20 protein-coding genes and 3 tRNA genes are annotated in these 23,440 nt (G+C 39.5%); 11 read left to right on the plus strand and 12 right to left on the minus strand.

The features are described from left to right. The first annotated feature begins 22 nt into the window (after positions 1-22). The 4 genes from QQK09_RS01415 (at position 23) to QQK09_RS01430 (ending at position 3,949) form a co-directional block, all read left to right on the plus strand. Positions 23-913, plus strand: a complete 891-nt coding sequence (locus QQK09_RS01415; protein WP_284202317.1) for an ABC transporter permease — start codon at positions 23-25, stop codon at positions 911-913. 9 nt (positions 914-922) lie between these two features. Beyond that, complete coding sequence (locus QQK09_RS01420) at positions 923-1,813, plus strand: carbohydrate ABC transporter permease (RefSeq protein WP_284202318.1); 891 nt, start codon at positions 923-925, stop codon at positions 1,811-1,813. A gap of 165 nt (positions 1,814-1,978) precedes the next feature. Continuing rightward, a complete protein-coding gene (locus tag QQK09_RS01425; RefSeq protein ID WP_284202319.1) occupies positions 1,979-3,538 on the plus strand; it encodes a type 2 periplasmic-binding domain-containing protein in 1,560 nt (519 codons plus the stop codon). 123 nt (positions 3,539-3,661) lie between these two features. Further along, complete coding sequence (locus QQK09_RS01430) at positions 3,662-3,949, plus strand: HlyU family transcriptional regulator (protein WP_284202320.1); 288 nt, start codon at positions 3,662-3,664, stop codon at positions 3,947-3,949. Positions 3,950-4,311: 362 nt separating this feature from the next. Here QQK09_RS01430 and QQK09_RS01435 read toward each other — a convergent pair. The 4 genes from QQK09_RS01435 to QQK09_RS01450 all read right to left on the minus strand — a co-directional run bounded on the left by QQK09_RS01435 (position 4,312) and on the right by QQK09_RS01450 (position 6,095). Then, positions 4,312-4,402, minus strand: a tRNA-Ser gene (locus tag QQK09_RS01435). A 296-nt stretch (positions 4,403-4,698) separates the two neighbouring features. Further along, a tRNA-Ser gene (locus QQK09_RS01440) sits at positions 4,699-4,789 on the minus strand. Between the two features lie 453 nt (positions 4,790-5,242). Then, positions 5,243-5,333, minus strand: a tRNA-Ser gene (locus tag QQK09_RS01445). Positions 5,334-5,456: 123 nt separating this feature from the next. Next, positions 5,457-6,095 carry a PilZ domain-containing protein gene (locus tag QQK09_RS01450; protein ID WP_284202321.1) on the minus strand — a complete coding sequence of 213 codons (639 nt, stop codon included), beginning with the start codon at positions 6,093-6,095 and terminating at the stop codon, positions 5,457-5,459. Positions 6,096-6,319: 224 nt separating this feature from the next. Here QQK09_RS01450 and leuS point away from each other — a divergent pair, with 224 nt between their 5' ends. The 3 genes from leuS to holA all read left to right on the plus strand — a co-directional run bounded on the left by leuS (position 6,320) and on the right by holA (position 10,567). After that, positions 6,320-8,899, plus strand: a complete 2,580-nt coding sequence (gene leuS, locus QQK09_RS01455; RefSeq protein ID WP_284202322.1) for a leucine--tRNA ligase — start codon at positions 6,320-6,322, stop codon at positions 8,897-8,899. Between the two features lie 140 nt (positions 8,900-9,039). Beyond that, positions 9,040-9,570, plus strand: a complete 531-nt coding sequence (locus QQK09_RS01460) for an LPS-assembly lipoprotein LptE (RefSeq protein ID WP_284202323.1) — start codon at positions 9,040-9,042, stop codon at positions 9,568-9,570. A 4-nt stretch (positions 9,571-9,574) separates the two neighbouring features. Next, positions 9,575-10,567: a DNA polymerase III subunit delta gene (gene holA, locus QQK09_RS01465; protein WP_284202324.1), complete on the plus strand. Its 993-nt coding sequence runs from the start codon at positions 9,575-9,577 to the stop codon at positions 10,565-10,567. A 183-nt stretch (positions 10,568-10,750) separates the two neighbouring features. Here holA and bamJ read toward each other — a convergent pair whose 3' ends face one another. The 5 genes from bamJ to grpE form a co-directional block, all read right to left on the minus strand. Next, complete coding sequence (gene bamJ, locus QQK09_RS01470; protein ID WP_284202325.1) at positions 10,751-11,371, minus strand: BamJ family beta-barrel-assembly machinery protein; 621 nt, start codon at positions 11,369-11,371, stop codon at positions 10,751-10,753. 96 nt (positions 11,372-11,467) lie between these two features. Further along, positions 11,468-12,019 (minus strand): bifunctional adenosylcobinamide kinase/adenosylcobinamide-phosphate guanylyltransferase, encoded by a 552-nt coding sequence (locus tag QQK09_RS01475; RefSeq protein WP_284202326.1) that lies wholly within the window; start codon positions 12,017-12,019, stop codon positions 11,468-11,470. A gap of 83 nt (positions 12,020-12,102) precedes the next feature. Further along, complete coding sequence (gene dnaJ, locus QQK09_RS01480) at positions 12,103-13,233, minus strand: molecular chaperone DnaJ (protein WP_284202327.1); 1,131 nt, start codon at positions 13,231-13,233, stop codon at positions 12,103-12,105. A gap of 145 nt (positions 13,234-13,378) precedes the next feature. Then, complete coding sequence (gene dnaK, locus QQK09_RS01485) at positions 13,379-15,295, minus strand: molecular chaperone DnaK (RefSeq protein ID WP_284202328.1); 1,917 nt, start codon at positions 15,293-15,295, stop codon at positions 13,379-13,381. A 208-nt stretch (positions 15,296-15,503) separates the two neighbouring features. Beyond that, a complete protein-coding gene (gene grpE / locus QQK09_RS01490; protein WP_284202329.1) occupies positions 15,504-16,091 on the minus strand; it encodes a nucleotide exchange factor GrpE in 588 nt (195 codons plus the stop codon). Between the two features lie 140 nt (positions 16,092-16,231). Between grpE and nadK the strand changes: the two genes are divergently transcribed. The 3 genes from nadK to ggt are packed head-to-tail and all read left to right on the plus strand — an operon-like array spanning position 16,232 to position 19,572. Further along, a complete protein-coding gene (nadK, locus tag QQK09_RS01495; protein WP_284202330.1) occupies positions 16,232-17,131 on the plus strand; it encodes an NAD(+) kinase in 900 nt (299 codons plus the stop codon). Between the two features lie 46 nt (positions 17,132-17,177). Beyond that, entirely contained in the window at positions 17,178-17,816 is a 639-nt protein-coding gene (gene nadD / locus QQK09_RS01500; protein ID WP_284202331.1) for a nicotinate-nucleotide adenylyltransferase, read from the plus strand. A gap of 10 nt (positions 17,817-17,826) precedes the next feature. Then, positions 17,827-19,572: a gamma-glutamyltransferase gene (gene ggt, locus QQK09_RS01505; RefSeq protein ID WP_284202332.1), complete on the plus strand. Its 1,746-nt coding sequence runs from the start codon at positions 17,827-17,829 to the stop codon at positions 19,570-19,572. 21 nt (positions 19,573-19,593) lie between these two features. Here the strand turns inward: ggt and QQK09_RS01510 are convergent, their stop codons facing one another. Both QQK09_RS01510 and QQK09_RS01515 read right to left on the minus strand, forming a co-directional pair. Further along, positions 19,594-20,589, minus strand: a complete 996-nt coding sequence (locus tag QQK09_RS01510; protein ID WP_284202333.1) for a lipid A deacylase LpxR family protein — start codon at positions 20,587-20,589, stop codon at positions 19,594-19,596. Positions 20,590-20,876: 287 nt separating this feature from the next. Beyond that, on the minus strand, positions 20,877-21,542 hold the full coding sequence (locus QQK09_RS01515) for a flagellar brake domain-containing protein (RefSeq protein ID WP_284202334.1): 666 nt from the start codon (positions 21,540-21,542) through the stop codon (positions 20,877-20,879). Positions 21,543-21,885: 343 nt separating this feature from the next. On the opposite strand from QQK09_RS01515, the gene QQK09_RS01520 reads away from it, so the two are divergent. Next, positions 21,886-22,398 (plus strand): hypothetical protein, encoded by a 513-nt coding sequence (locus tag QQK09_RS01520; RefSeq protein ID WP_284202335.1) that lies wholly within the window; start codon positions 21,886-21,888, stop codon positions 22,396-22,398. Between the two features lie 2 nt (positions 22,399-22,400). Here the strand turns inward: QQK09_RS01520 and mnmL are convergent, their stop codons facing one another. Continuing rightward, positions 22,401-23,309: a tRNA modification radical SAM protein MnmL/YtqA gene (gene mnmL, locus QQK09_RS01525; RefSeq protein WP_284202336.1), complete on the minus strand. Its 909-nt coding sequence runs from the start codon at positions 23,307-23,309 to the stop codon at positions 22,401-22,403. Positions 23,310-23,440: the final 131 nt, after the last annotated feature.

Consider the following 23,440-nt stretch of genomic DNA (forward strand, 5'->3'; position numbering starts at 1 on the left):
TAAAAAATCAAAGTGGCTTGTTATGCATTTAAAAAAGGAGTGGCAGTTATATTTAATGCTTGCTCCGACCATTATTTGGTTCATCGTGTTTCTTTATAAGCCAATGTATGGCTTACAAATCGCCTTTAAAGACTACAGCGTATTTAAAGGTATTACTTCTAGCCCATGGGTTGGACTTGAACATTTCTATACTCTGTTTGATAACGACCAATTTATTCGTGCGATTCAAAACACAGTAATGATAAGTGGTGCAAGCTTAATATTTGGTTTTCCAGTGCCTATTATTTTAGCGTTGATGTTTAACGAAATCATTAACCCTAAATTTAAAAGAACTGCGCAAACTATTGTTTACTTACCGCATTTCATTTCGGCAGTAATCATTGCAGGTATCGTGATTACCGCATTTGCCCCCTCCACAGGTGTTATCAACCTGATGTTAAATGCGATGGGCTATGACTCCGTGTATTTCTTAACCAAACCAGAATGGTTCCGAACGATATTTGTTGGTACCGGGATTTGGCAAGAAGCAGGTTTTGGTTCAATTGTATTCTTGGCAGCGGTTGCTGGTGTTAACCCCTCGCTTTATGAATCGGCAGTGGTAGACGGTGCATCACGTTTTCAAATGATGTACAAAATAACGCTTCCTTGCATATTACCAACGATTTTAATCATGTTAATTATCCGTATTGGTAACATTTTAGAAGTTGGCTTTGAGATGATCATCATGCTCTATCAACCAGCAACTTATGAAACTGCTGACGTAATAAGTACCTTTATATACCGTCAAGGTTTACAAGCAGCACAATACGATTTAGCCGCTGCGGCTGGGTTATTTAACGCTGTTATTGCATTCTTGCTCGTTATTACAGCAAATACAATTAGTAAACGCGTTTCTAAAACGTCTCTTTGGTAAGGAAATATTATGAGTTTTAAAGAAAACATGAACTTGTATTCAAAAGGCGATAAAGCGTTTGTCTATTTGAATATGTTCTTAGTCGCTATGTTTACGATTAGTACGCTATACCCGTTTATCTACGTTGCTTCTTTGTCGGTCAGTTTAGGTGATGCGGTAACAGCAGGTAAAGTTGTATTAACACCGGTTGACTTCACACTCGCCGCCTATGACAAAGTATTATCAGATCCAGCTTTTTGGACTTCATATGCCAATACTTTCATCTACACCATTGGCGGTACGATAGTCAGCCTATTAATTATTGTTCCAGGTGCTTACGCACTTTCAAGACCTCAATTAGCAGGCCGTAAATATTGGAATATGATGATTGCATTCACCATGTGGTTTAACGCCGGCATGATTCCATTCTTCTTAAATATGAGAGACTTGGGATTACTAGATAGCTACATCGGTATCATTATCGGTTTTGCTTGTAACGCGTTCAACATCATCTTATTAAGAAACTTCTTCGAAGCCGTTCCCGCTTCTTTTGAAGAGGCTGCTCGTATGGATGGTGCGAATGACTTTCAAGTATTATGGCAAGTTTTCATTCCACTCGCGAAGCCTGCTTTAGCAACCATTACATTATTCTGTATCGTTGCTCGTTGGAATGGGTTCTTCTGGGCAATGGTGCTACTAAGAGATGAAAGTAAAGTACCTTTGCAGGTTTACCTACGTCAGATAATTACCCAATTAACCGACGATGATACCTTTGCGAGTACGTTGATAACCGCTTCGTACTCATACGAAACAGTAAGTTCTGCAATCATGATTTGTTCAATCATTCCTGTATTGCTGATTTACCCATGGGTACAAAAATCATTTAACAAAGGCATTATGTTAGGTGGTGTTAAAGAATAATTGATTTTCAATTATGCCTGTATTCCGTGCCAAGGAACACTGGTTGATTTAAAAGAGGATTTTTAATCAACCAGTTAGATAGATTAGGTATGTAATGTAGGTTGGAAAAACCAGTACGAAAAACATGTAAATTACACAAAGTAAAAACAACGGAGAAGTTTACTTATGAAAATGGTCAAAAGCCTAATTACATCTATTATTATCGGTTCTACCACTCTTGCGATGCCAGCGATGGCTGAGAAAGCTGCGGATGGCGCGTTTAAAGTTACAGATAAACCTTTAACACTGGACATTCACTTTCACACTAAAAAGTATGTTTATAACAACGATTGGTTAGTAGAAAAAGAAGCTGCTCGATTAACAAACGTTAGCTTAAATAATGTTGCTTCAATGGCAACAACAAAAAGTGCAGAAGCGTTTAACCTACTCATCGCTTCAGGTGATCTACCTGACATTGTTGGTGGTTCTTCGATTAAAGATAATGTAAACCGCTACGGTCCTGAAGGCGCATTCATTGGAATGAATGAGTTGATCGACAAACATGCACCAAACATTAAAGCTTTCTTTGATAAAAACCCAGATATCCGCAGCTCGATTCAAGCTTCTGATGGTGAAATTTACTACATTCCATATTTACCAGACGGTAAATTTGGTCGCGGCTACTTTATCCGTACTGATTGGCTTAAGAAGCTAAATCTTAAAGAGCCTCAAAATGTTGACGAGCTTCATGATGTACTTGTTGCATTCCGTGATAATGATCCAAATGGCAATGGCAAAAAAGATGAAGTACCACTGTTCATGCGTAACTGGGAAGAGATGATCCGTATGGTAACATTGTGGGATGGCCATGCATCTGGTTCAGATATGTTCCATGATTTCTATGTAAGAGAAGGTAAATTAAGCCACGGTTACACAGAAGAAGCTTACCGTGTTGGTATTCGTAACCTTGCTAAATGGTATAAAGAAGGTTTGATCGACCAAGAAGTATTTACGCGTGGTAGTCGTTCTCGTGAATATCTATTATCAAATAACCTAGGTGGTATGACGCACGATTGGTTTGCTTCCACTTCCGGTTACAATGACTCACTAAAAGACAAAGTGGAAGGCTTTGAATTTAAAGCTTTTATTCCACCAGCAGGTATTTCAGGTAAACGTGTGGAAGAACATCGCCGCGCTAAAGTGAAAGTAGAAGGTTGGGCAATGTCATTTACCAATGAAAATCCAATCGAAACAATCAAATACTTTGACTTCTACTTTACTGAAGAAGGTCGCCGTTTAGCTAACTTCGGTTTAGAAGGTGAGCATTACGATATGGTTGATGGCAAACCTATCTTCAGAAAAGAAGTACTTAACGCTGATGCGCCTCTGAATACAATCATGTGGCAAAATGGAGCTCAAATCCCACGTGGATTCCATCAAGATTATTCATATGAACTGCAATGGTCTAACAAGTACGCACTTGAAGGCATCGCTAAATATGAAGCTGGTGATTACCTCGTTGAACCCTTCTTAGGTGTTTCTTTAAACGCAAAAGAAAAAGAAGTATTCGATAAGAAATGGGCAACAATCCTTGATTACATGTTAGAAAAACAACAGTCTTGGGTCTTAGGTTCGGCAAACATTGATGATGATTGGGCTGCTTACACATCTCAATTAGAAAGAATGGGATACCCTTCTGTCCTTAAAGTGATGCAACAAGCTTATACGCGTGCATACACAAAATAACCTACAATCTATTTGTTAGGTAATGCACAAAAGGCAATGGTTTTTACCATTGCCTTTTTTTTTGATTTATACTGTGTGAGGCTATTAATTACCTACAATAACAAAAAGATAAGGAAATACTTCATGGGCTTTTTCTCTGGTTTAAAATCTCTTTTTTTAGGCGACTCAAGTGGCTCTGCAAAAACCTCTGAGACGATCAAATATAATGATTTTTCAATTATCCCTGCGCCTATTCGCGAAGGGGGTCAATATCGCGTAGCAGGCACAATAACAAAGGGGGAAGGAGAAGCATTAAAAACGCATAAATTCATTCGCTCAGATGTAATAGATAACCGTGATGAGTGTATATCATTAACCATTAGAAAAGCTAAATTAGCCATCGATCAATCAGAAGATCGAATTTTCAACTAGCCCCTTCAAGCAACAAACACTAACAACGATCATGACAATAAATTAGCAAGTGAATAGCCTTGCTAATTTTAATGCCTCGCAACTTTCCAAATAGCATCAAGATAGATTAAAAGATTAACCGCAATCTAATCTATCAAAAAGCATGAGCTGATTTACATACTCCCATTCCCCTCTACTCGACCTAAGGTAATACTAATTTGCATAATAATAAGTGAGTAATAACAGGTGTGCTGTGGTTTTGGCGCGTCTGGTTAACTTGAAAAGGTTTAGCGTCAGAGTGCATATGACTCAGTATAGAAGAGTTTAGCTAGGCAAGAATGCAAAAAGGCGCTAACTGTAAACAGTTAGCGCCTTTTCAAATGTGGCGGAGGAGGTCGGATTTGAACCGACGGAGAGCTATTAACCCTCGCTGGTTTTCAAGACCAGTGCATTCAGCCGCTCTGCCACCCCTCCGCAGAACGAGACGAATAATACAGAGTAGATGGGGCTGTTGTAAAGAAAAATAAACACAAAAAAAACCAACCGCTCAGATATCAAACAAAACACTTAAAATAATCGTAACAAGTCGAATAAAAGAACCTCATTAAGCAGAAGTTACATAGCAATCGCAATTTAACGTTTTTAACTAGAAATATCATTAATGGTATTTCTTCGCAGTGACTTGGCTTCTAATACCAATTACATTAAATTTTTTATGCTTAGAAATGCAAAAAGGCGCTAACTGTAAACAGTTAGCGCCTTTTCAAATGTGGCGGAGGAGGTCGGATTTGAACCGACGGAGAGCTATTAACCCTCGCTGGTTTTCAAGACCAGTGCATTCAGCCGCTCTGCCACCCCTCCGCAGAACGAGACGAATAATACCGACAATTGGGTAGGCTTGTAAAGTGAAATAAACACAAAAAAAAACAACCGCTCAGATATCAAACAGAACGTTTAAAATAGTGCCAACAAGATCGATTTATAGCCACAATCAACTAAAAAAGTAGCCCATCAAATTGCACTTAACGCCAAGGGGATGAACAACAGTCAACATAGGCCGCATTAAGACCAAAAGAATTAATACCATGATCATTCTTGCTGATTAACATCATCCCTAACTGCGTTGCGATTTTCATGGTGAACATCCTGATCACCACCGCTACTGCATAACCAGCTAAAACTGTTCAAAATCGTTCCATAGGATTTGATGAAGTGAGAAGCACTATCAGTAACGCATTTACCATGAATAACAATTATTTATCTTTAGAAAAGCAAAAAGGCGCTAACTGTAAACAGTTAGCGCCTTTTCAAATGTGGCGGAGGAGGTCGGATTTGAACCGACGGAGAGCTATTAACCCTCGCTGGTTTTCAAGACCAGTGCATTCAGCCGCTCTGCCACCCCTCCGCAGAACGAGACGAATAATACCGACAACAGGGTGGGCTTGTAAAGCATTAAAATAACAAAAAAGCACTGACTGCTAGTTTATTAAACAAAGCGTTCAAATAACCCTCGTCAGACTACCTCTCATCATTTAAAGTGATCTTTGTATGCATCTGGATATTGGGCTAAATGGCACTCAAAGAGATACTCTGTAAGCGTTGTTAATAACGTATCATCGACTTTATTGGTTAATAGGTAAGCAACCGTTTTATTGTCTACGCGATGGATTTTCGCCCCCGATATATCTAAGCGTTCCCGGTTTGGCAACTGTAGATAGATATGATTTAACAATTCAGGAAATTCGCCTTCATCTTGCGTATCAATTGATATTGATATACCAGACGCGGAGAGATCTTTTATCTTGTAATGCAGCGCTTCACCATGGTCATCAACAAGTGATATTGTTTTATCAGCAATTAAGCGCCATGACCGTAAATGCTCTCCATTTTCAAAAATTTTAGGCGCTTTAAAAGTCATTCGAAAATCAGAGAAATCGCCCGAATTAATTTGTACAGGAAAAACCAAGCGATGCTTTCCGTAATTAGCAACGAGTTGCAAACTGTCAGCAACACCTAACTGCGATAAAAGCGTTCCCTTACCATTCTCAGCACTAATATAATAATCGAGATCTTTTTTATCATCAGACTCTTTGTTATCCAAATTTAATTCAGATAACAGTTTAAATTCATCATCATTTATTATTGAGTTAATTGAATCACCCCTCATAGAACACTCACTACGTTGTATTTAAAAACAAAAAAATGAACCGACGCAATAGAAATCAAGTCACAGTCAAATAAATATACCGCACAATTCATTTTTTTGCTGCACATATACTATTTGATGGTTAAAAAGTAAGTCATACCCCTCATAAATATTGTTGCAATCCGCTCTCTGCTGTATCCTTACGCTTTACTTTTTTTCATTTATCATTGCTAGGCAGAATTAAGATGCAAGAGTTATATAATCCAAAAGAGATTGAAGCTAAATTCCAGAAAAACTGGGATGAAAACCAATCATTTAAAGCAACAGAAGATCCATCAAAAGAAAAATATTACTGCCTATCAATGTTCCCTTACCCAAGTGGTAAATTACATATGGGTCACGTGCGTAACTACACAATTGGTGATGTAGTCTCTCGTTATCAACGTATGCAGGGCAAAAATGTAATGCAACCGATGGGTTGGGATGCATTTGGTCTACCCGCTGAAAACGCAGCTATTAAAAATAATACTGCACCAGCAGGTTGGACGTACGAAAATATTGAATACATGAAGAAGCAGCTTAAACAGCTAGGTTTTGGTTATGACTGGAGCCGTGAATTGGCGACTTGTCAGCCTGAATATTACCGTTGGGAACAGTGGTTCTTCACTAAATTGCTTGAAAAAGACCTTGTTTACAAAAAAATGGCAACGGTTAACTGGGATCCAGTGGATCAAACAGTACTTGCAAACGAACAAGTTATCGATGGTCGTGGCTGGAGATCTGGCGCAATTGTTGAACAAAAACAAATTCCACAATGGTTCATTAAAATCACTGCATACGCACAAGAACTGCTTGATGATTTAGACCAACTTGATGAATGGCCAGAGCAAGTACGTACAATGCAACGTAACTGGATCGGTCGCTCAGAAGGTATTGAGATGGACTTTAAAGTAGTAGGAACAGATGAAACAGTTTCTGTTTACACGACTCGTCCTGACACAGTAATGGGGGTGACTTACATCGCTGTTGCAGCACAACACCCTATCGCACTTGAAGCAGCTAAAAACAACGCAGTCTTAGCAGCATTCTGTGATAAATGTAAAAACCAAAAATTAGTTGAAGCTGAACTTGCGACTATGGCAAAAGAAGGCGTAGATACTGGCGTTAAAGCAATTCACCCAATTACCGGTGAAGAAGTACCAGTATGGACAGCTAACTTTGTATTAATGGGTTACGGTTCAGGCGCAGTTATGTCTGTACCTGCACATGACCAACGCGACTTTGAATTCGCTAAAGAATACGGCTTAGATATTAAAGCAGTTATCAAACCAAGCGACGCTGACGTTGATGTTTCTGAAGTGGCTTACACTGAAAAAGGCATTTGTTTTAACTCTGGTGAATTTGACGGTTTAGACTTTACCGCTGCATTTGATGCGGTAGAAGCAAAATTAGAAAGCGAAAACAAAGGTAAGCGTCAAGTTAACTTCCGTTTACGTGACTGGGGTGTTTCTCGTCAACGTTACTGGGGCGCACCAATTCCAACATTAACACTAGAAGATGGCACGGTTGTCGCGGTACCTGAAGACCAGCTACCAGTTGTGCTACCTGAAGATGTTAAAATGAATGGTATTACTTCACCAATCAAAGCAGATTTAGAGTGGGCTAAAACAACTTATAACGGTCAACCAGCAACACACGAAACAGATACTTTTGATACCTTCATGGAATCAAGCTGGTACTACGCACGTTACTGTTCACCACAAAGTGATGATCAGATGCTAGACCCTGCAAAAGCAAACTACTGGTTACCTGTTGATCAATACATCGGCGGTATCGAGCATGCTATTTTGCATCTTTTATACTCACGTTTCTTCCATAAATTATTACGTGATTTTGGATTAGTTGACTGTGATGAACCGTACAAGAAACTACTAACTCAAGGCATGGTATTAGCAGATGCTTATTACTATGAAGATGAGAAAGGCGGTAAAGTTTGGGTTGCACCGACTGAAGCAATCACAGAAACCGATGAAAAAGGTAAAGTGATCAGCGCTAAAATGGAAAATGGCCAAGCACTTATTTTTGATGGCATGTGTAAAATGTCTAAATCAAAAAATAACGGTATCGACCCACAGGATATGATTGATAAATACGGCGCAGATAGCGTACGTTTGTTCATGATGTTTGCAGCACCTGCTGAGCAAACACTTGAATGGTCAGACTCTGCACTTGAAGGTTCATTACGTTTCTTAAAACGTCTATGGAAAGTAGCAAACGACCATGTATCTGCGGGTGATGTTGAAGCGTTAGATATTAAAGCACATAACGACAAGCAAAAAACACTACGCCGTGAACTGCATAAAACGATAAAGAAAGTAACCGATGATTTAGGTCGTCGTCAAACTTTCAATACTGCGATTGCATCAGTCATGGAGTTGATGAATAAAGTAAGTAAAGCACCAACTGCTGACGTTCAAGATCGTGCTATTATTCAAGAAGCATTAGTGGCGGTGGTTAAACTACTTTCACCAATCACGCCGCATATTTGTGCAGAGCTGTTTGAAGCACTTGGCGAGCAAGGCGAACTATTAACAACGCCTTGGCCAACGGTAGATGAAAGCGCATTAGTTGAAGATTCAAAACTAATCATCGTACAGGTAAATGGTAAATTACGTAGCAAGCTTACGGTTGCTGCTGATGCAACGCAAGAATCTGTTGAAGCATTAGGCTTAGCAGACGAAAACGTAGCTAAATTTACTGATGGAAAAACAGTACGTAAAGTAATTTATGTACCGGGTAAACTACTGAACATCGTAGCGAACTAAAGAAAGCGATAAGGCTGGAAAGCGGTAACGCTTAAAGGCCTAAAAAAGCTAGAAGGCGATAATGTTAACGATTCAGCCTTCTAGCATATTTTTCTGTAATGCCTTCTAGCATTTATTCCTCCTTTCTTAAAAGGCTAATTATGCAAATTTCGTTTAAATCGTTTAAAACCCTGCTATTACTAACTCCTTTACTGTTTTTAAGCGGTTGTGGATTTCATCTAAAGCATAATGATGGTCTAGTAGAAAAGTACCCTAAATTGCTATTACAAAGCTCACCTAACAGTGAATTAACACGCCTTATTAAATTACGTTTACGCGGTGCAGGTATTGAGTTAGTAACGACCCCTTCTGACGATATTGCAATTTTAAAAGTCGACAATGAACGCCGTTCATCACGTATTATCTCGTTAAATGTAAAAGCACAAAATGCCGAAACTGAATTAGGATTTACGCTAAATTATTCAATTCAAAGCCCGGGTTATGAGGCTCAACACTTCAATGTGAACCTGTATCGAGACTTCGTAGAAAGCTCGTCGCAAGCATTGGCTAAATCTCGAGAATCTGAGTTATTAACACGAGAGTTACGTGCAATCGCCGCCGATCATATTATCAGTACTATGCTAACTTTAGATGCCAAAAACAGCGCTAAAACAGATAACAAGAGCGATTAAGTAGATGCGTATTTACCCTGAACAACTGCATCAACACATCAAACAGCAACTACCGAACTGTATTCTTATTTTTGGTGATGAAGCGCTACTAACCTTAGAAGCGCATGATATGGTGCAACAAGTTGCAAAGTCCCAGGGCTATTTAGAAACGTTTAGTTTTAGCCTTGATGCTAACTTTGATAAAGATGGTATCTATTCACATCTACAAAGTTTATCGCTATTTTCAGAAAAAAAAATCATCTCATTAACACTTACTAAAACCAGTAAAGAGAATACTGCTTTTTTACGTGAGATAGCACCATTGCTAAATAGTGATATTCTCTTATTGCTACAGGGTCCGAAGCTTAATAACCAACAGTTAAATGGTGCCTGGTTTAAAAAACTAGAGCAGCAAGGACTATTTGTAGCAACGAATGCTCCGACAGCGCAACGCTTTCCACAGTGGATTTTTCAGCGTTTAAAGGCACTTGAACTGCAAGCTAATAAAGAGGTGATTGATTTTCTGTGTGTGCATTTTGAAGGTAACCTGTTAGCAGCAAAGCAAGAGTTTGAAAAGTTAGCTCTGCTCTATCCAAAACAAACACTGACACTAACCTTAGTTGAGCAATCAATAACGACACATAACCACTTTTCTATTTTCCAATGGGTTGATAGCCTGCTCGCCGGTGAGAAACAGCGTAGCAAACGCATTTTACATCAGCTTAAAGCAGAGGGTACGGAGCTACTATTATTAGCAGGTACATTAAGTAGTGAAGTGCAAAAACTCCTCAAGCTAAGCTATCAATCACAACATACGCCCTTGCCTACGTTATTAAATCAGCATCAGCCTAAACTATGGGCGAGCAAACAAGCCTTAGTATCAACTGCATTAGCACGTTTAAACAGCAAGCAATTAGAACAACTATTGATTCAATGCGCTGAATTAGAAGTATCGGTCAAAGTAGAAAACAGTAGCGATAATTGGTTAACGTTAGAATTAATGAGTGCAAGCTTTTAAGCGCTACGAGTCATGAGTTACGAGTTACGAGCAATGAGTCGCAATCAATGAGTCACGAGCAATGAGTTGCGAGGCAGTTCGAAGCTCGCAGCTAGAAACTCGAAGCTACAAAAAAGCCCCTAATCGGTTTCCAGATCAGGGGCTTTTTTATAGTCATTCATCAGGTTTCCCTGAGAGGAATACTTATTTAATAGCTAATAGCTCAACTTCGAATGCAAGTGTTGAGTGAGGACCAATCGCCGCACCAGCACCACGTTCGCCGTAAGCAAGCTCAGCAGGGATAGTAAGCTTGTATTTTGAACCAACAGGCATTAGTTGTAGTGCTTCAGTCCAACCAGCGATAACGCCGCCTACAGGGAATTCAGCAGGTTGACCACGTTCAACAGAGCTATCAAATACAGTACCGTCAACTAATGTACCGTGGTAATGAACACTTACTGTAGATTCAGCAGTTGGGATCTCACCTTCACCTTGTGTGATAACTTCGAATTGAAGACCAGAAGCCGTTACTTGAACGCCCTCTTTTTTAGCATTTTCAGCTAGGAATTCAGCGCCAGCAGCACCTAGAATTTTAGCTTGCTCTTCAGCAGCAACTTGCATGCGAGCAGAAATAGTTTGGAATGCTTCTTGTAGTTCTTGTTGAGAAACTTTACTTTCAGCGCCTGCAAATGCATCAGCAATACCAGCTGCAACAGCTGAAATGTCTAGACCTTCAAAAGGTTGTGCACGCAGTTGCTCACCCATTTGTAGACCAATACCGTAGCTTGCTTGAAGTTCTTGTGTGTTTAAGTTTAATTCAGACATGTTTCTCTCTTTCCTATTTAATAGTTAGATAATTATTTCTTACATAATAAATAAATGGGGAGTGAAATTTGTTTTTAAAGGGTTATTTAAAAAAAATTACACTTTTATTTTTTGTGCGATACCCGCAGTCACAACAGTCACATTATTAGCTAACCTTGCCACTTGTTGATTCAGTTCACCAAGCTTGTCGGCATAGACTCGCATCAATTTCGTTTCACCAATCAAACCACAACCAACTTCGCCAGTAACAATAATAACCGTTGCTTGTAAATTATTTAACTGCTCTAAAAATTGTGCCTTCACATGCTCATATTCAACAACACATTGCTTTAATGGTTTATCCTGAGAAAGATACCAACCTACCCAAGTAGATAAGCATTCGATCAATATAAGTTGCTTAGGCGTGTCATATTTGGTTAAGAAAGAGCTTAAGGTACGTGATTGATAATCGAGTTCACAAGTCATTATTTTACTATCTCGATGAAGTTGATGACGTGCAATACGACTTTTGGTCTCCTCACCAATAGCAAGGCTCGTGGCAATATAGATAGCATGTTCTTGTGCAGTGTCTTTTAGCAGTTCAGTTAATTGCTGCTCTGCAAAATCACTTTTACCACTACGCACACCGCCAATCACTAAATGTTTCATATTCTCACCTTTTTAAAGTTAAAAAAATACCATCACTAGGATGGTATTTTTATGCATACTTTCATCAAACCACCACTAAGTCATTATTTACTTAGGTCATCAAAAAAGTTTTTTAGATTATTTAAAAAACCATCTGATTTTGGTTTATGTTTTTTAGGGCTTGAAGAACACGTTTTCTCAAACTCTTTTAATAGTTCACGTTGCTTAGCAGATAGTTTAACTGGTGTTTCAACGATCACTTTACACATTAAATCACCCGTGCTGTGACTACGCACTGATTTCACGCCTTTATTACGCATACGGTACATACGACCGGTTTGCGTTTCTGCAGAAATTTTCAGTTTTACACGACCGTCTAATGTTGGTACTTCAATTTCACCACCAAGCGCAGCTTCAGTGAAACTAATTGGTACTTCACAGTATAGGTTATTACCGTCACGTACAAAAACTTCATGCTCACGTACATTCATCTGTACGTACAAATCACCTGCTGGAGCACCATGATCGCCCGCTTCACCTTCACCGCTTAAACGGATACGGTCGCCAGTATCAACACCGGCTGGGATTTTAACATTGAGTTTTTTACTGCTCTCGTAATGCCCATCACCATGACACTTATTACATGGATCAGTAATAATCTTACCTTTACCACGACACGTTGGACAGGTCTGATTCACCGCAAAGAAGCCTTGACGCATCTGTACTTGGCCTTGGCCATGACAAGTGCCACATGATTTGCTATCAGTGCCTTTTTTCGCACCAGAGCCATTACACTGCTCACAATGTACTTGTGTTGGAATCTCAATCTCTTTAGAGATGCCGTGAACCGCTTCTTCCAAGGTAAGTTCCATGTTGTAACGAAGATCTGCACCTTGTTGAGCACGCTGTTGACCACCGCGACCGCCGCCAAAAATATCACCAAAAATATCGTCAAAACCACCGCCGCCGCCGAAGCCGCCGCCACCAAAACCACCGCCTTGGCCTTGTTGGTTAACACCCTCATGACCATATTGGTCAAAGGCTGCTTTTTTATTTGGATCGTTAAGAATTTCGTAAGCTTCTTTTACTTCCTTGAATTTTTCTTCCAGCGCATCATCACCTTTGGTTCTATCAGGGTGATATTTCATCGCAAGACGTTTATAAGCTTTTTTAATCTCTTTTTCCGTTGCACTACGGCTTACACCAAGTACTTCATAACAATCACGTTTTGACATTTTTAGTTCTCAAATCTTATTTTTACATACAATAACGCGGATTATAGAGAACTCTATAACCCGCGTCATTCATTAAATAATGAACCTACCTTTATCTAACTACGATATTAGACTGCAATATCGAATTAAAGCAGAGGCGAGCTAATTACTTTTTATCTTCTTTTACTTCTTCAAACTCAGCATCAACGATATCGTCGTCTTGCTTAGCTTGTGCTTCTGGTTGTTCAGCGCCAGCTTCACCAGCTTGTGCTTTTTGTTGTGCAATTTCGCCTAATTTTGCAGACGCTTCAGCAAGTGCAGCAGTTTTAGCTTCGATTGCTTCTTTGTCTTCGCCTTTAGTCGCTTCTTCAAGCTCTTTTAGCGCTGCTTCGATTTTTTCTTTTTCGTCAGCTGGAAGTGCATCACCCGCTTCTTCGATTTGTTTCTTCGTTGCATGAATCATTGCATCAGCTTGGTTACGTGCAGCAACTACTTCTTCAAAGGCTTTATCCGCTTCAGCATTTGCTTCAGCATCTTGAACCATTTGTTCAATCTCTTCATCGCTTAGACCAGAGCTAGATTTGATCGTGATTTTTTGCTCTTGGTTAGTATCTTTATCTTTAGCAGATACGTGTAAGATACCATCAGCATCCATATCGAATGTTACTTCGATTTGTGGCGTACCACGGCTTGCTGCACGAATACCTTCAAGGTTAAATTGACCTAGAGATTTGTTATCACTCGCACGTTTACGCTCACCTTGTAAGATGTGAATCGTTACAGCAGACTGATTATCTTCAGCTGTTGAGAACGTTTGAGATTGTTTCGTTGGGATTGTTGTGTTTTTGTCGATAACTTTAGTCATCACACTACCCATTGTTTCGATACCCATTGATAATGGCGTTACGTCTAATAGAAGTACGTCAGTTTTATCACCAGAAAGTACCGCACCTTGAATCGCCGCGCCCATTGCTACTGCTTCATCAGGGTTAACATCTTTACGAGCTTCTTTACCGAAGAACTCTGCAACCGCTTTTTGTACTAGTGGCATACGTGTTTGACCACCAACCAAGATTACGTCATCGATTTCACTTACGCTTAAGTCAGCATCTTTAAGTGCAATACGTAATGGTTCAAGCGTTGCTTTAACCATGTCTTCAACTAGAGACTCTAACTTAGAACGTGTAATTTTAACGTTTAAGTGTTTAGGACCTGTTGCATCAGCAGTGATGTAAGGCAGGTTAATATCTGTTTGTTGTGCAGCAGAAAGTTCAATTTTCGCTTTTTCAGCAGCTTCTTTAACACGTTGCATAGCAAGTGGATCGTTAGTTAGATCGAAGTTTTGCTCGTTTTTGAACTCTTCAACAATGAAGTTAATTAGACGGTTATCGAAATCTTCACCACCTAAATGTGTATCACCGTTCGTTGATAATACTTCAAATGTTTTTTCGCCATCTACTTCGTCGATTTCGATGATTGAGATATCGAATGTACCACCACCTAAGTCGTATACAGCAACTGTGCTATCGCCTTTCGCGTTGTTAACACCGTATGCAAATGCAGCAGCAGTTGGTTCGTTGATGATACGTTTAACATCAAGACCTGCGATACGACCAGCATCTTTCGTTGCTTGACGTTGTGCATCATTGAAGTAAGCAGGAACTGTAATTACAGCACCAGAAACTTTCTCACCTAAGTAATCTTCAGCTGTTTTTTTCATTTTTTTCAAAACTTCAGCAGAGATTTGTGGTGGTGCCATTTTTTCGCCTTGTGCTTCTACCCATGCATCACCATTGTCAGCTTTAACAATTTTGTAAGGCATGATTTTAAGATCACGTTGTGTTTCTTCATCTTCGAAACGACGGCCGATTAAACGCTTGATAGCGAATAATGTATTAGTTGGGTTAGTAACAGATTGACGTTTAGCAGGTTGACCTACTAATGTTTCGCCATCTGTGTAAGCGATAATTGAAGGAGTAGTACGTTCACCCTCTGCATTTTCAATGATTTTAGCTACATCACCATCCAATACAGAAACACATGAATTGGTTGTACCTAAATCAATACCGATAATTTTACCCATTTTACTTCTCCAAACTTAATTTTGTTTTGTTTAATTGGTTTAATGACCTGGCGTTAAAGCATCATGTTTAAAGCCGTTGTCGTTTTGATACATACTATATGAGGGGCTATTTTTTACTTTCAAGGGAATTTGAAAAAAAAATTGAATTTATTTTGAAATAAAAAAAGGCACTCGAAAGTGCCTTTAATTTTTAATCACTTATTAACAACTATGCAGAAGCAACCATCACCATCGCAGGACGAATGATTACGCCGTTGTACTCGTAACCTTTTTGCATTACGACAACAACTTCGTTTGCCGCTTTGCCTTCAATTTTTTGTTGGCTAACGATTTGGTGTTTTTCTGGGTTCGCCTGTTCGCCAACTGGGTTTAATTGCACAATGCCAACTTTAGCAAATGAATCGATCATCGATTTAAGCGTTAACTCTACACCTTCAGCCATTTTAGCCAGTGCTTCATTTTCTTTATCGATGTGGCTAATTGCCATTTCTAACGAGTCTGCTACTGGTAATAACGCTTCAGTGAAACGCTTTAGGGTGCGTTTAACTTTGCTTTCAGCATCAATACCCGCTTTACGGATCTCATTTTGAGCATGGGCTTTAGCACGAATAACCTGATCTTTTTGCTCTTTTAACGCTTCTTCTGCAAGTGCTAGTTTTGTACCTAGCTCTTCGATCATATTAATCTCTTCAGAAGCCTCTGGCTCAACTAACTCAGCTTCAACGGCTGCAGCTTGCTCTTCACCTAGTACGGTTTCAATCGCTTCTTCAACGCTTACTTTTTGCTCTTCGCTCATTTTTTTAATCCTAACTGAATACAAATTGAATTTTAATAGCACTATTATGGGGATTCAAACAATAGTTTCAAGTCTGTTAATAAAATGATTTAAACAAGTTATACTTGCAACTATCTATATGGGTCATTAACAAGGTTATTATGAGCACTCAACAAACTGATTTTAGTGAATTTAAAACCATTGGTTTGATCGCCAAAGGGCAACATACTGGCGCGCAACAAACTTTACAATCACTATACAATTTTTTACAGAAGAAAGGTTTGACGGTTATTGTTGATCGACGTGTTGCTTGCGAACTAAATAATAACAATGTGGAAAGCAATAGTTTAGTCGGGATAGGTAAGTCATGTGATTTGGCTATCGTGATTGGCGGAGATGGTTACATGCTTGGTGCTGCACGTGTCCTTTCTCGTTTTGATATCGCAGTAATTGGGGTTAACCGAGGTAATTTAGGTTTTTTAACGGATCTTGATCCTGATAACTTTGAGGCACCACTCTCTGAAGTTTTAGCCGGTAAATACCTGGTTGAAAAACGTTTTTTACTTGAAGCTAAAATCTATAGCCATGGGCACCTAAAAAGTTGTAATACCGCGGTGAACGAAGCCGTATTACACCCCGATAAAATTGCTCATATGATTGAGTTTGAAGTGTATGTCGACGATAATTTTATGCTTAATCAACGCGCAGATGGATTAATTATCTCCACACCGACAGGCTCTACCGCCTACTCTCTTTCTGGTGGAGGACCAATTTTAACGCCTAATTTAGATGCGATTAGCTTATTGCCTATGTTCCCACATGCTTTGAACAGCCGTCCGATTGTTATCGATGCGAATAGCACGGTGCGCTTAAAAGTGGCAGAAACCAATAGCACTGAGATGCAGATAAGCTGTGATAGTCATGTCAATTTATCGGTTTTACCCGGCGATGAAGTGATCATCACAAAAACAGTACATCAATTAAAGCTTGTTCATCCTAAGGACTATAACTACTTTCATGTGCTGCAAAACAAATTAGGCTGGGGAAATAAATTCTTTTAAATGAGTTAGCCGCTATCTGTGATCAAATTTTAAGGCGTAATATATCGTGAAACCACAAGCAATTGGCTTTTTAGGCGGCAGTTTCGACCCTATCCATAATGGTCATTTAGTACCTGCTCTTGACGTGGCTCAACAGTTACAATTGCAGCAGTTGTTTTTAATGCCCAATCACATTGCCCCACATAAAGCAGGTAGCCACTGCAATGTGGAGCAACGTACAGAGATGGTGAAGCTTGCGATAAAGCAGTCACCACAGCTCAGTATTGATACCCGTGAACTTAATCGTGATAGTGCCAGCTATACCGTAGAAACCTTAAAAGAGATTCAAGCTGAATATCCGAATACACCGATCTGCTTCATTATGGGCATGGACTCTTTAATCCATTTTGATAGCTGGTATCAATGGCAAGATATTCTTAACTATTGCCACCTTGTTATCTGTGCACGACCGGGCTGGAAAGGTGAATTCAATGCAACGGTGCAAGCATTAGTCAATTCACACCAGACTCATTCAATGAAAGATTTACATCATCAACGATCTGGTAAAATCTATTTTCAAAAAGCCACCCTGCTTGATATATCCTCTACCCAAATCCGCCATAATATTAAACATGGTATTAGTATAGAAAATTTACTGCCCACGCTAGTTTGCGACTATATTAAAGAACATCAACTTTATAAATAGGGACGCCATTATGCGTTTAATGATGTATTTAACGAAACCACTCGTGCTGCTTGGTCTGTTTTTTAGTGTCTCTGTTACTGCGACTCCCCTACCAGCAGCAAAACAACAGGCCATTTATAGCTCAATGTCGATCCATCATCCTGTATGGGCAAAAAATGCAATGGTAGCAACACAAGAGGCGCTTGCGACACAAATTGGCGTTGATATTTTACAACAGGGTGGTAACGCCGTTGATGCAGCTGTGGCGGTGGGTTATGCCCTTGCCGTGACACTTCCACGGGCAGGTAACCTTGGCGGTGGCGGTTTTATGCTGGTTTATCTCAATAAACAGCAAAAAGCGATTGCTATCGATTATCGCGAAAAAGCCCCCTCTGCAGCATCACGAGACATGTATTTAGATAAACAGGGTAATACGCAAACACAACTATCCCGCTTTCACGGTCTAGCAGTAGGCGTACCTGGTACGGTGATGGGACTTGAACTTGCACGTAAAAAATATGGCACCCTGAGCCGCGAGCAACTGATTGCACCCGCTTTAAAACTTGCTTCAGAGGGCATTATTGTCAGCCCCGATTTAGCAAAATCACTCAATAAAGCACAGCCAAGATTAAGCAAATGGTCAGCCAGCAAACAGGTTTTTTATAAAGCAGATGGCAAAAGCTATCAAGTTGGTGAACGCCTCAAACAACTAGACTTAGCAAACAGTTTACGATTGATCAGTGAACAGGGAGAAAACGCCTTTTACCAAGGTACAATAGCGAAACAGATTAGCGACTCGGTGCTGCAAGCTGGAGGATTAATTACTCTTGAAGATATGAAAAATTATCATGCGGTTGAACGACAAGCGATTCAAGGGAATTATCGTGATTACCAAGTGCTCTCGATGCCACCGCCCTCTTCAGGTGGTATTCATATTGTGCAGTTACTTAATATGTTAGAAAACTACCCTCTGTCTGATTATGGGCATAACAGCGCCCAAAGTATCCATATAATGAGCGAAGCAATGCGCCGCGCTTATGCTGATAGAGCCCTTTATTTAGGTGATAGCGACTTTGTTGATGTCCCTATTGAAACGCTAACTTCTAAAGCTTATGCACTGCAACGCAGCAAACAGATAGATCCCAAAAAGGCAACACCCAGTAGTGAAGTTAATGCAGGGAAAGTTGCACCCTATGAAAGTAATGAAACAACCCATTTTAGTATTGTGGATCGCTGGGGAAATGCAGTTTCCAATACCTATACACTTAATTTCAGTTATGGCATGGGCATGGTGGCTAATGGAACAGGTATTTTACTCAATAACGAGATGGATGACTTTTCAGCTAAACCCGGCGAACCCAATGGTTATGGTTTAATTGGTGGGGAAGCCAATGCTGTTGCTGCAAATAAACGCCCATTAAGTTCAATGAGTCCAACCATTTTATTAAAAGACAATCAGCCTTATTTAGTCACCGGCACCCCCGGTGGCTCGCGTATCATCACCACCACACTGCAAATTATTTTAAATGTGGTGGATCATCAAATGAATATTGCTCAAGCAACTGCTGCACCGCGTATTCACCACCAATGGTTACCCGATTATATTCGTTACGAACAAGGTATTAGTGTTGATACCCTTAATTTGTTAAAAGCAAAAGGTCACGTGATGAAGCAACAGGCAACGATGGGCAGTACACAAACCATTATGCGTAATGAATATGGCGTCTTTGGTGCCTCAGATCCACGCACACCTTCGGCATTAAGTTTAGGTTATTAGGCACCGATAGGTTCAATCGCCTTAAAAATGATAAGTAATGGCGATCGAACCAAAACGTGAATCCTCTGCTTGCCCTTGGTATTCATCGGTGGCATATAAGAGGGTATATAAAATAGAAAAATTATAGATATTTGCCATAAAGCCCACAGAAACAGTTGCTTGAGGGTGGATAAGATCAACGCTATGGCTATCTTGAAAGGTATTACCATTGATAAAAATATCGTTAGCGACGTAGGATGCAGAAGCATTCAAGAATAGATACCAACCATAAGGTGTATTATTTAAACCATTAAATTTTTGCACTGGAAAAACGGTTGCTGATGAAAAGCTTTCAGTTAATCGTTGACCAAACCTGACACCAATCCCGGTTGAAAGATCACTGCGTAAGTTACCAACCCCACCATCAAGACCAGTTAATAGATCAAATTCAGCTCCTGCAAAATCGCTTTGATAAGCTCGCCATATACGCCTTGTTTGTAACCGAAACACCAACTCGTTACTAATCTGATTATCCCAGCCCTGTGGTTCTCGTCCCGCTAACACACTGTGCACCATCGATTGCACAAACTCCCCTCCCGCTATTGGCCCCACCGCTCCGAGAATTAACCCGACTTCATCACTCATCTGCTCATCATAAGCTAATAAGCTTACCTCCCAGGCGAGTAATCCGACATAAGGTGCATCCTCTTCTACCAACTCCTCAAGGGAGATATCGGTTGCGGTTTGTAACTGCTGGCCAAAACCATAACTGATCGAGTAGTTATTATTTGTATTGCCAGTTAGGTGTGTTTTGTTCGCCAAGTAGGCAATCCAAGCCGGTAGATTTTGATCATCTAATGCAGCAACATGGTTATAACCCCAATTTAAAAACAACCCATTGCTATACAGCCCATCATCTCTAAAAAAAGTATCGTTTTCAAAAATGAGGCTAGCAAAGGCGCGTTTCTCTGCTTGCTGGCTAGCCTGCAACATAAGTGGGAAAAAAATAAACAATAATATAGCGAAATTAATTTTCATATATCCCTCATTGACGGATCATATTGTTAGCTTGTTGCGTAGGAAAAATTATTACTAATAAGGCATGAGTTGTAGCCTTTCGAGAGGCTAACTCCATTAATCCTCTATCGGAGAATTAAATTAAAAATTTTAATTCTTTAATAGTGCTCTCACTTCATAAAATCGTATGCAACGATTTTGAACAGCTTTAGTTGCCCACCAGTGGTGGCGGAATAAAACTCACAACGCAGTTAGGGGTGATTTTAACCAGCAATAATGCTCACTTTATTAATTCTTTTGGTATTTTATTAATGGAATACATATTCGATAAGTAAAGGCTCAACAAACAGTTTCAAGGTATCTTCATCCCCTTCTAAAACACCTCCATATTGCATATAACCACTTTGCATATCTACTTTTTTACGGTTTTTTATAACGATGATAGTAGACTTAATATTATCTGAGATAGGTACTTGTAGCAGATATTTTTCCGAAGATGACGCCTGCGTTATTGCTTCCCCAATAAACGCACAACCTTGAATCGAAAGGTCACTCAAAAAACCTGCAGAGCATACTTTTTTAGTCTCGGGGTCTAATAACTTCGCTTCAATATGTATGGGTAAACGTTGGTCTTTACGTAACGGGACTTGCTGTAACTCTTTAGGGTAATCAAGTACTAACCAACGCCCTGCAATGCTCATTAATTTTTGTATATTAGATTGAAAAGCCACTATATTTGCATTCGGCTGCTCTGTATTCATTAAGCGCACAATAACTTTTTGCCCTTCACGTATGTACTGCTTTGCGGCAAGCCATTCACTATTATTGCCCATTGACAAAATAACCGACATATTCGGATCAACACCAATTAGTCGTGTTTTTAAACGTATCGGCTTAGTAGGGGTAATAATCTGTAAATGTACTTCGGTCGCACAGGCTATTTTATTGAGATAACTGCATTTATTCTCAGGCATACACCCACCTTTTTTTATTTTTAGTATAGCGACAAAATTAGCATGCTTAATAAGTTCTCTTCAGAGAAAGTTTAAAATATGTGAACAATAATAGGAAGATAGCATTGCTAATGCCTCGGTTATTACAAATACACTAACAAGTCGTCCCTAGATGTGGATAGGTTTAACAAAGCAATAGTATTGACTGTATTCTGACAAGCAACAAGCTAATCCATTCAATTAATCGTTAGCTATTGATTTTATAACAATAAAAATCGTTTATGCTCTCACTTTTCTACCCCGAGTACATACATTAAGAAGTACTATTTTATAATGCCTTTTTTATCATTAAAAAGTTACAAATATGCCTTCTCGTTTATTGTTTTTTTTACTTGCCTTTATGCTCTTTCCGATAAAAAGTTATGCTGAACGCACGACCTTGTACTCTGTTAATACAGGGTCTTTTTTATTTCATATTGCCCCTTTTGATACCGACTCTAATCAATATTTTGATAATCAATACTTATCTATTGAAAGAAAATTCAGCAAAGATTCAGACTATAGTTTATTTGCGGGCACCTTTTTAAACAGCCAAGCAAACCGCTGTCTACTACTTGGTTTACGCAAAGATTGGTACCGAGTGAATGATAAACTGGTCATTAAGGGGGTCTATTCATACGCAGGGGAATTTTTCTTTGATGCCTTTGAAGATTGTGGTGATGGTGGGTTTTATAATACCGTTAAAGAAAAAACGGGCGTTGGTTTCGCCCCTTATCTTTATCATGCGGCACAATATAATTTTACCGATTATTTTGCATTAGAGGCCGGTTTTATTTTACCCGTTATTTTTGTAATGAGTATGCAGTGGTCCTTTTGAACCTATTTTAACGCACTACCCTGACCGCCAAACTCTTGCATTAACTGACACATTCTATTTTGTACTGGCCAGCGTTTTTCACACCATAAAGGCGCCAACAGTTCGATTAATTTTGCCGTTGCAGATGTACGATGATAAACAACATCCATCGGCGTTTGCTGGATAAGTTGAACCGCTGATTGGCTATATTGCTCTAGCGTTAATGTTTCTAAACGGTGTGCCTGCCATGACTTTTCCATTAATGAGCCACGCACTACATGTAACGGGTGTAATTTTAATCCATCAACACCTACGTCAACGACCTGTTTTAATGTCTGCTGATAATCACTATCAGACTCTTTAGGTAAACCTAAAATAAGATGAGTACACACTTTAATACCACGTGCTCGCGCTTTACGCGTCACCTGCTCATACTCCTTAAAACCATGACCGCGATTAATACGCTTTAATGTTTTATCATTAGCGCTCTGTAAACCTAACTCCAGCCAAACTTCATAACCACGCATGATATAACTACTGAGTAAATTTAATACATCATCAGAAACACAATCAGGACGTGTTCCAACACAGATACCAACGATATTGGTTTCTGCAACAGCCTGTTCATAAAGTGATGAGAGCAATGATATTTCAGCGTAGGTACTGGTATAGGCTTGAAAATAAGCGAGATATTTTTGAGAACGATGCGCAACTTCATCAGCGCGTAAACGTAATTGTTCTGCAATCGTTAATTTTGACTGTGACTCATCACTAAAGGCTGCCACGTTACAAAAAGTACAGCCGCCTTTTGCTAAGGTACCATCTCGATTAGGACAGCTAAAGTCACCATGCAATGTGAGTTTATGTACCCGCTCACCATAACGCAGCTTAAGATCTTTCCCGATGGTGTTTACAAAATCAGTTAGTTGCATTGCACACTTTCTCATTACGAATAAAGTCGCGTATTTTGCATTAAAAAAAGCAGACAACCATGACGTTAGATCAAACATTAGCGCGCAAAATTGCTATTATGCTTTTTTTATTTCATCTGACTTTATTAGGC

Origin of the sequence: Psychromonas marina (assembly GCF_030161115.1) — a bacterium.
Lineage (GTDB): Bacteria > Pseudomonadota > Gammaproteobacteria > Enterobacterales > Psychromonadaceae > Psychromonas > Psychromonas marina.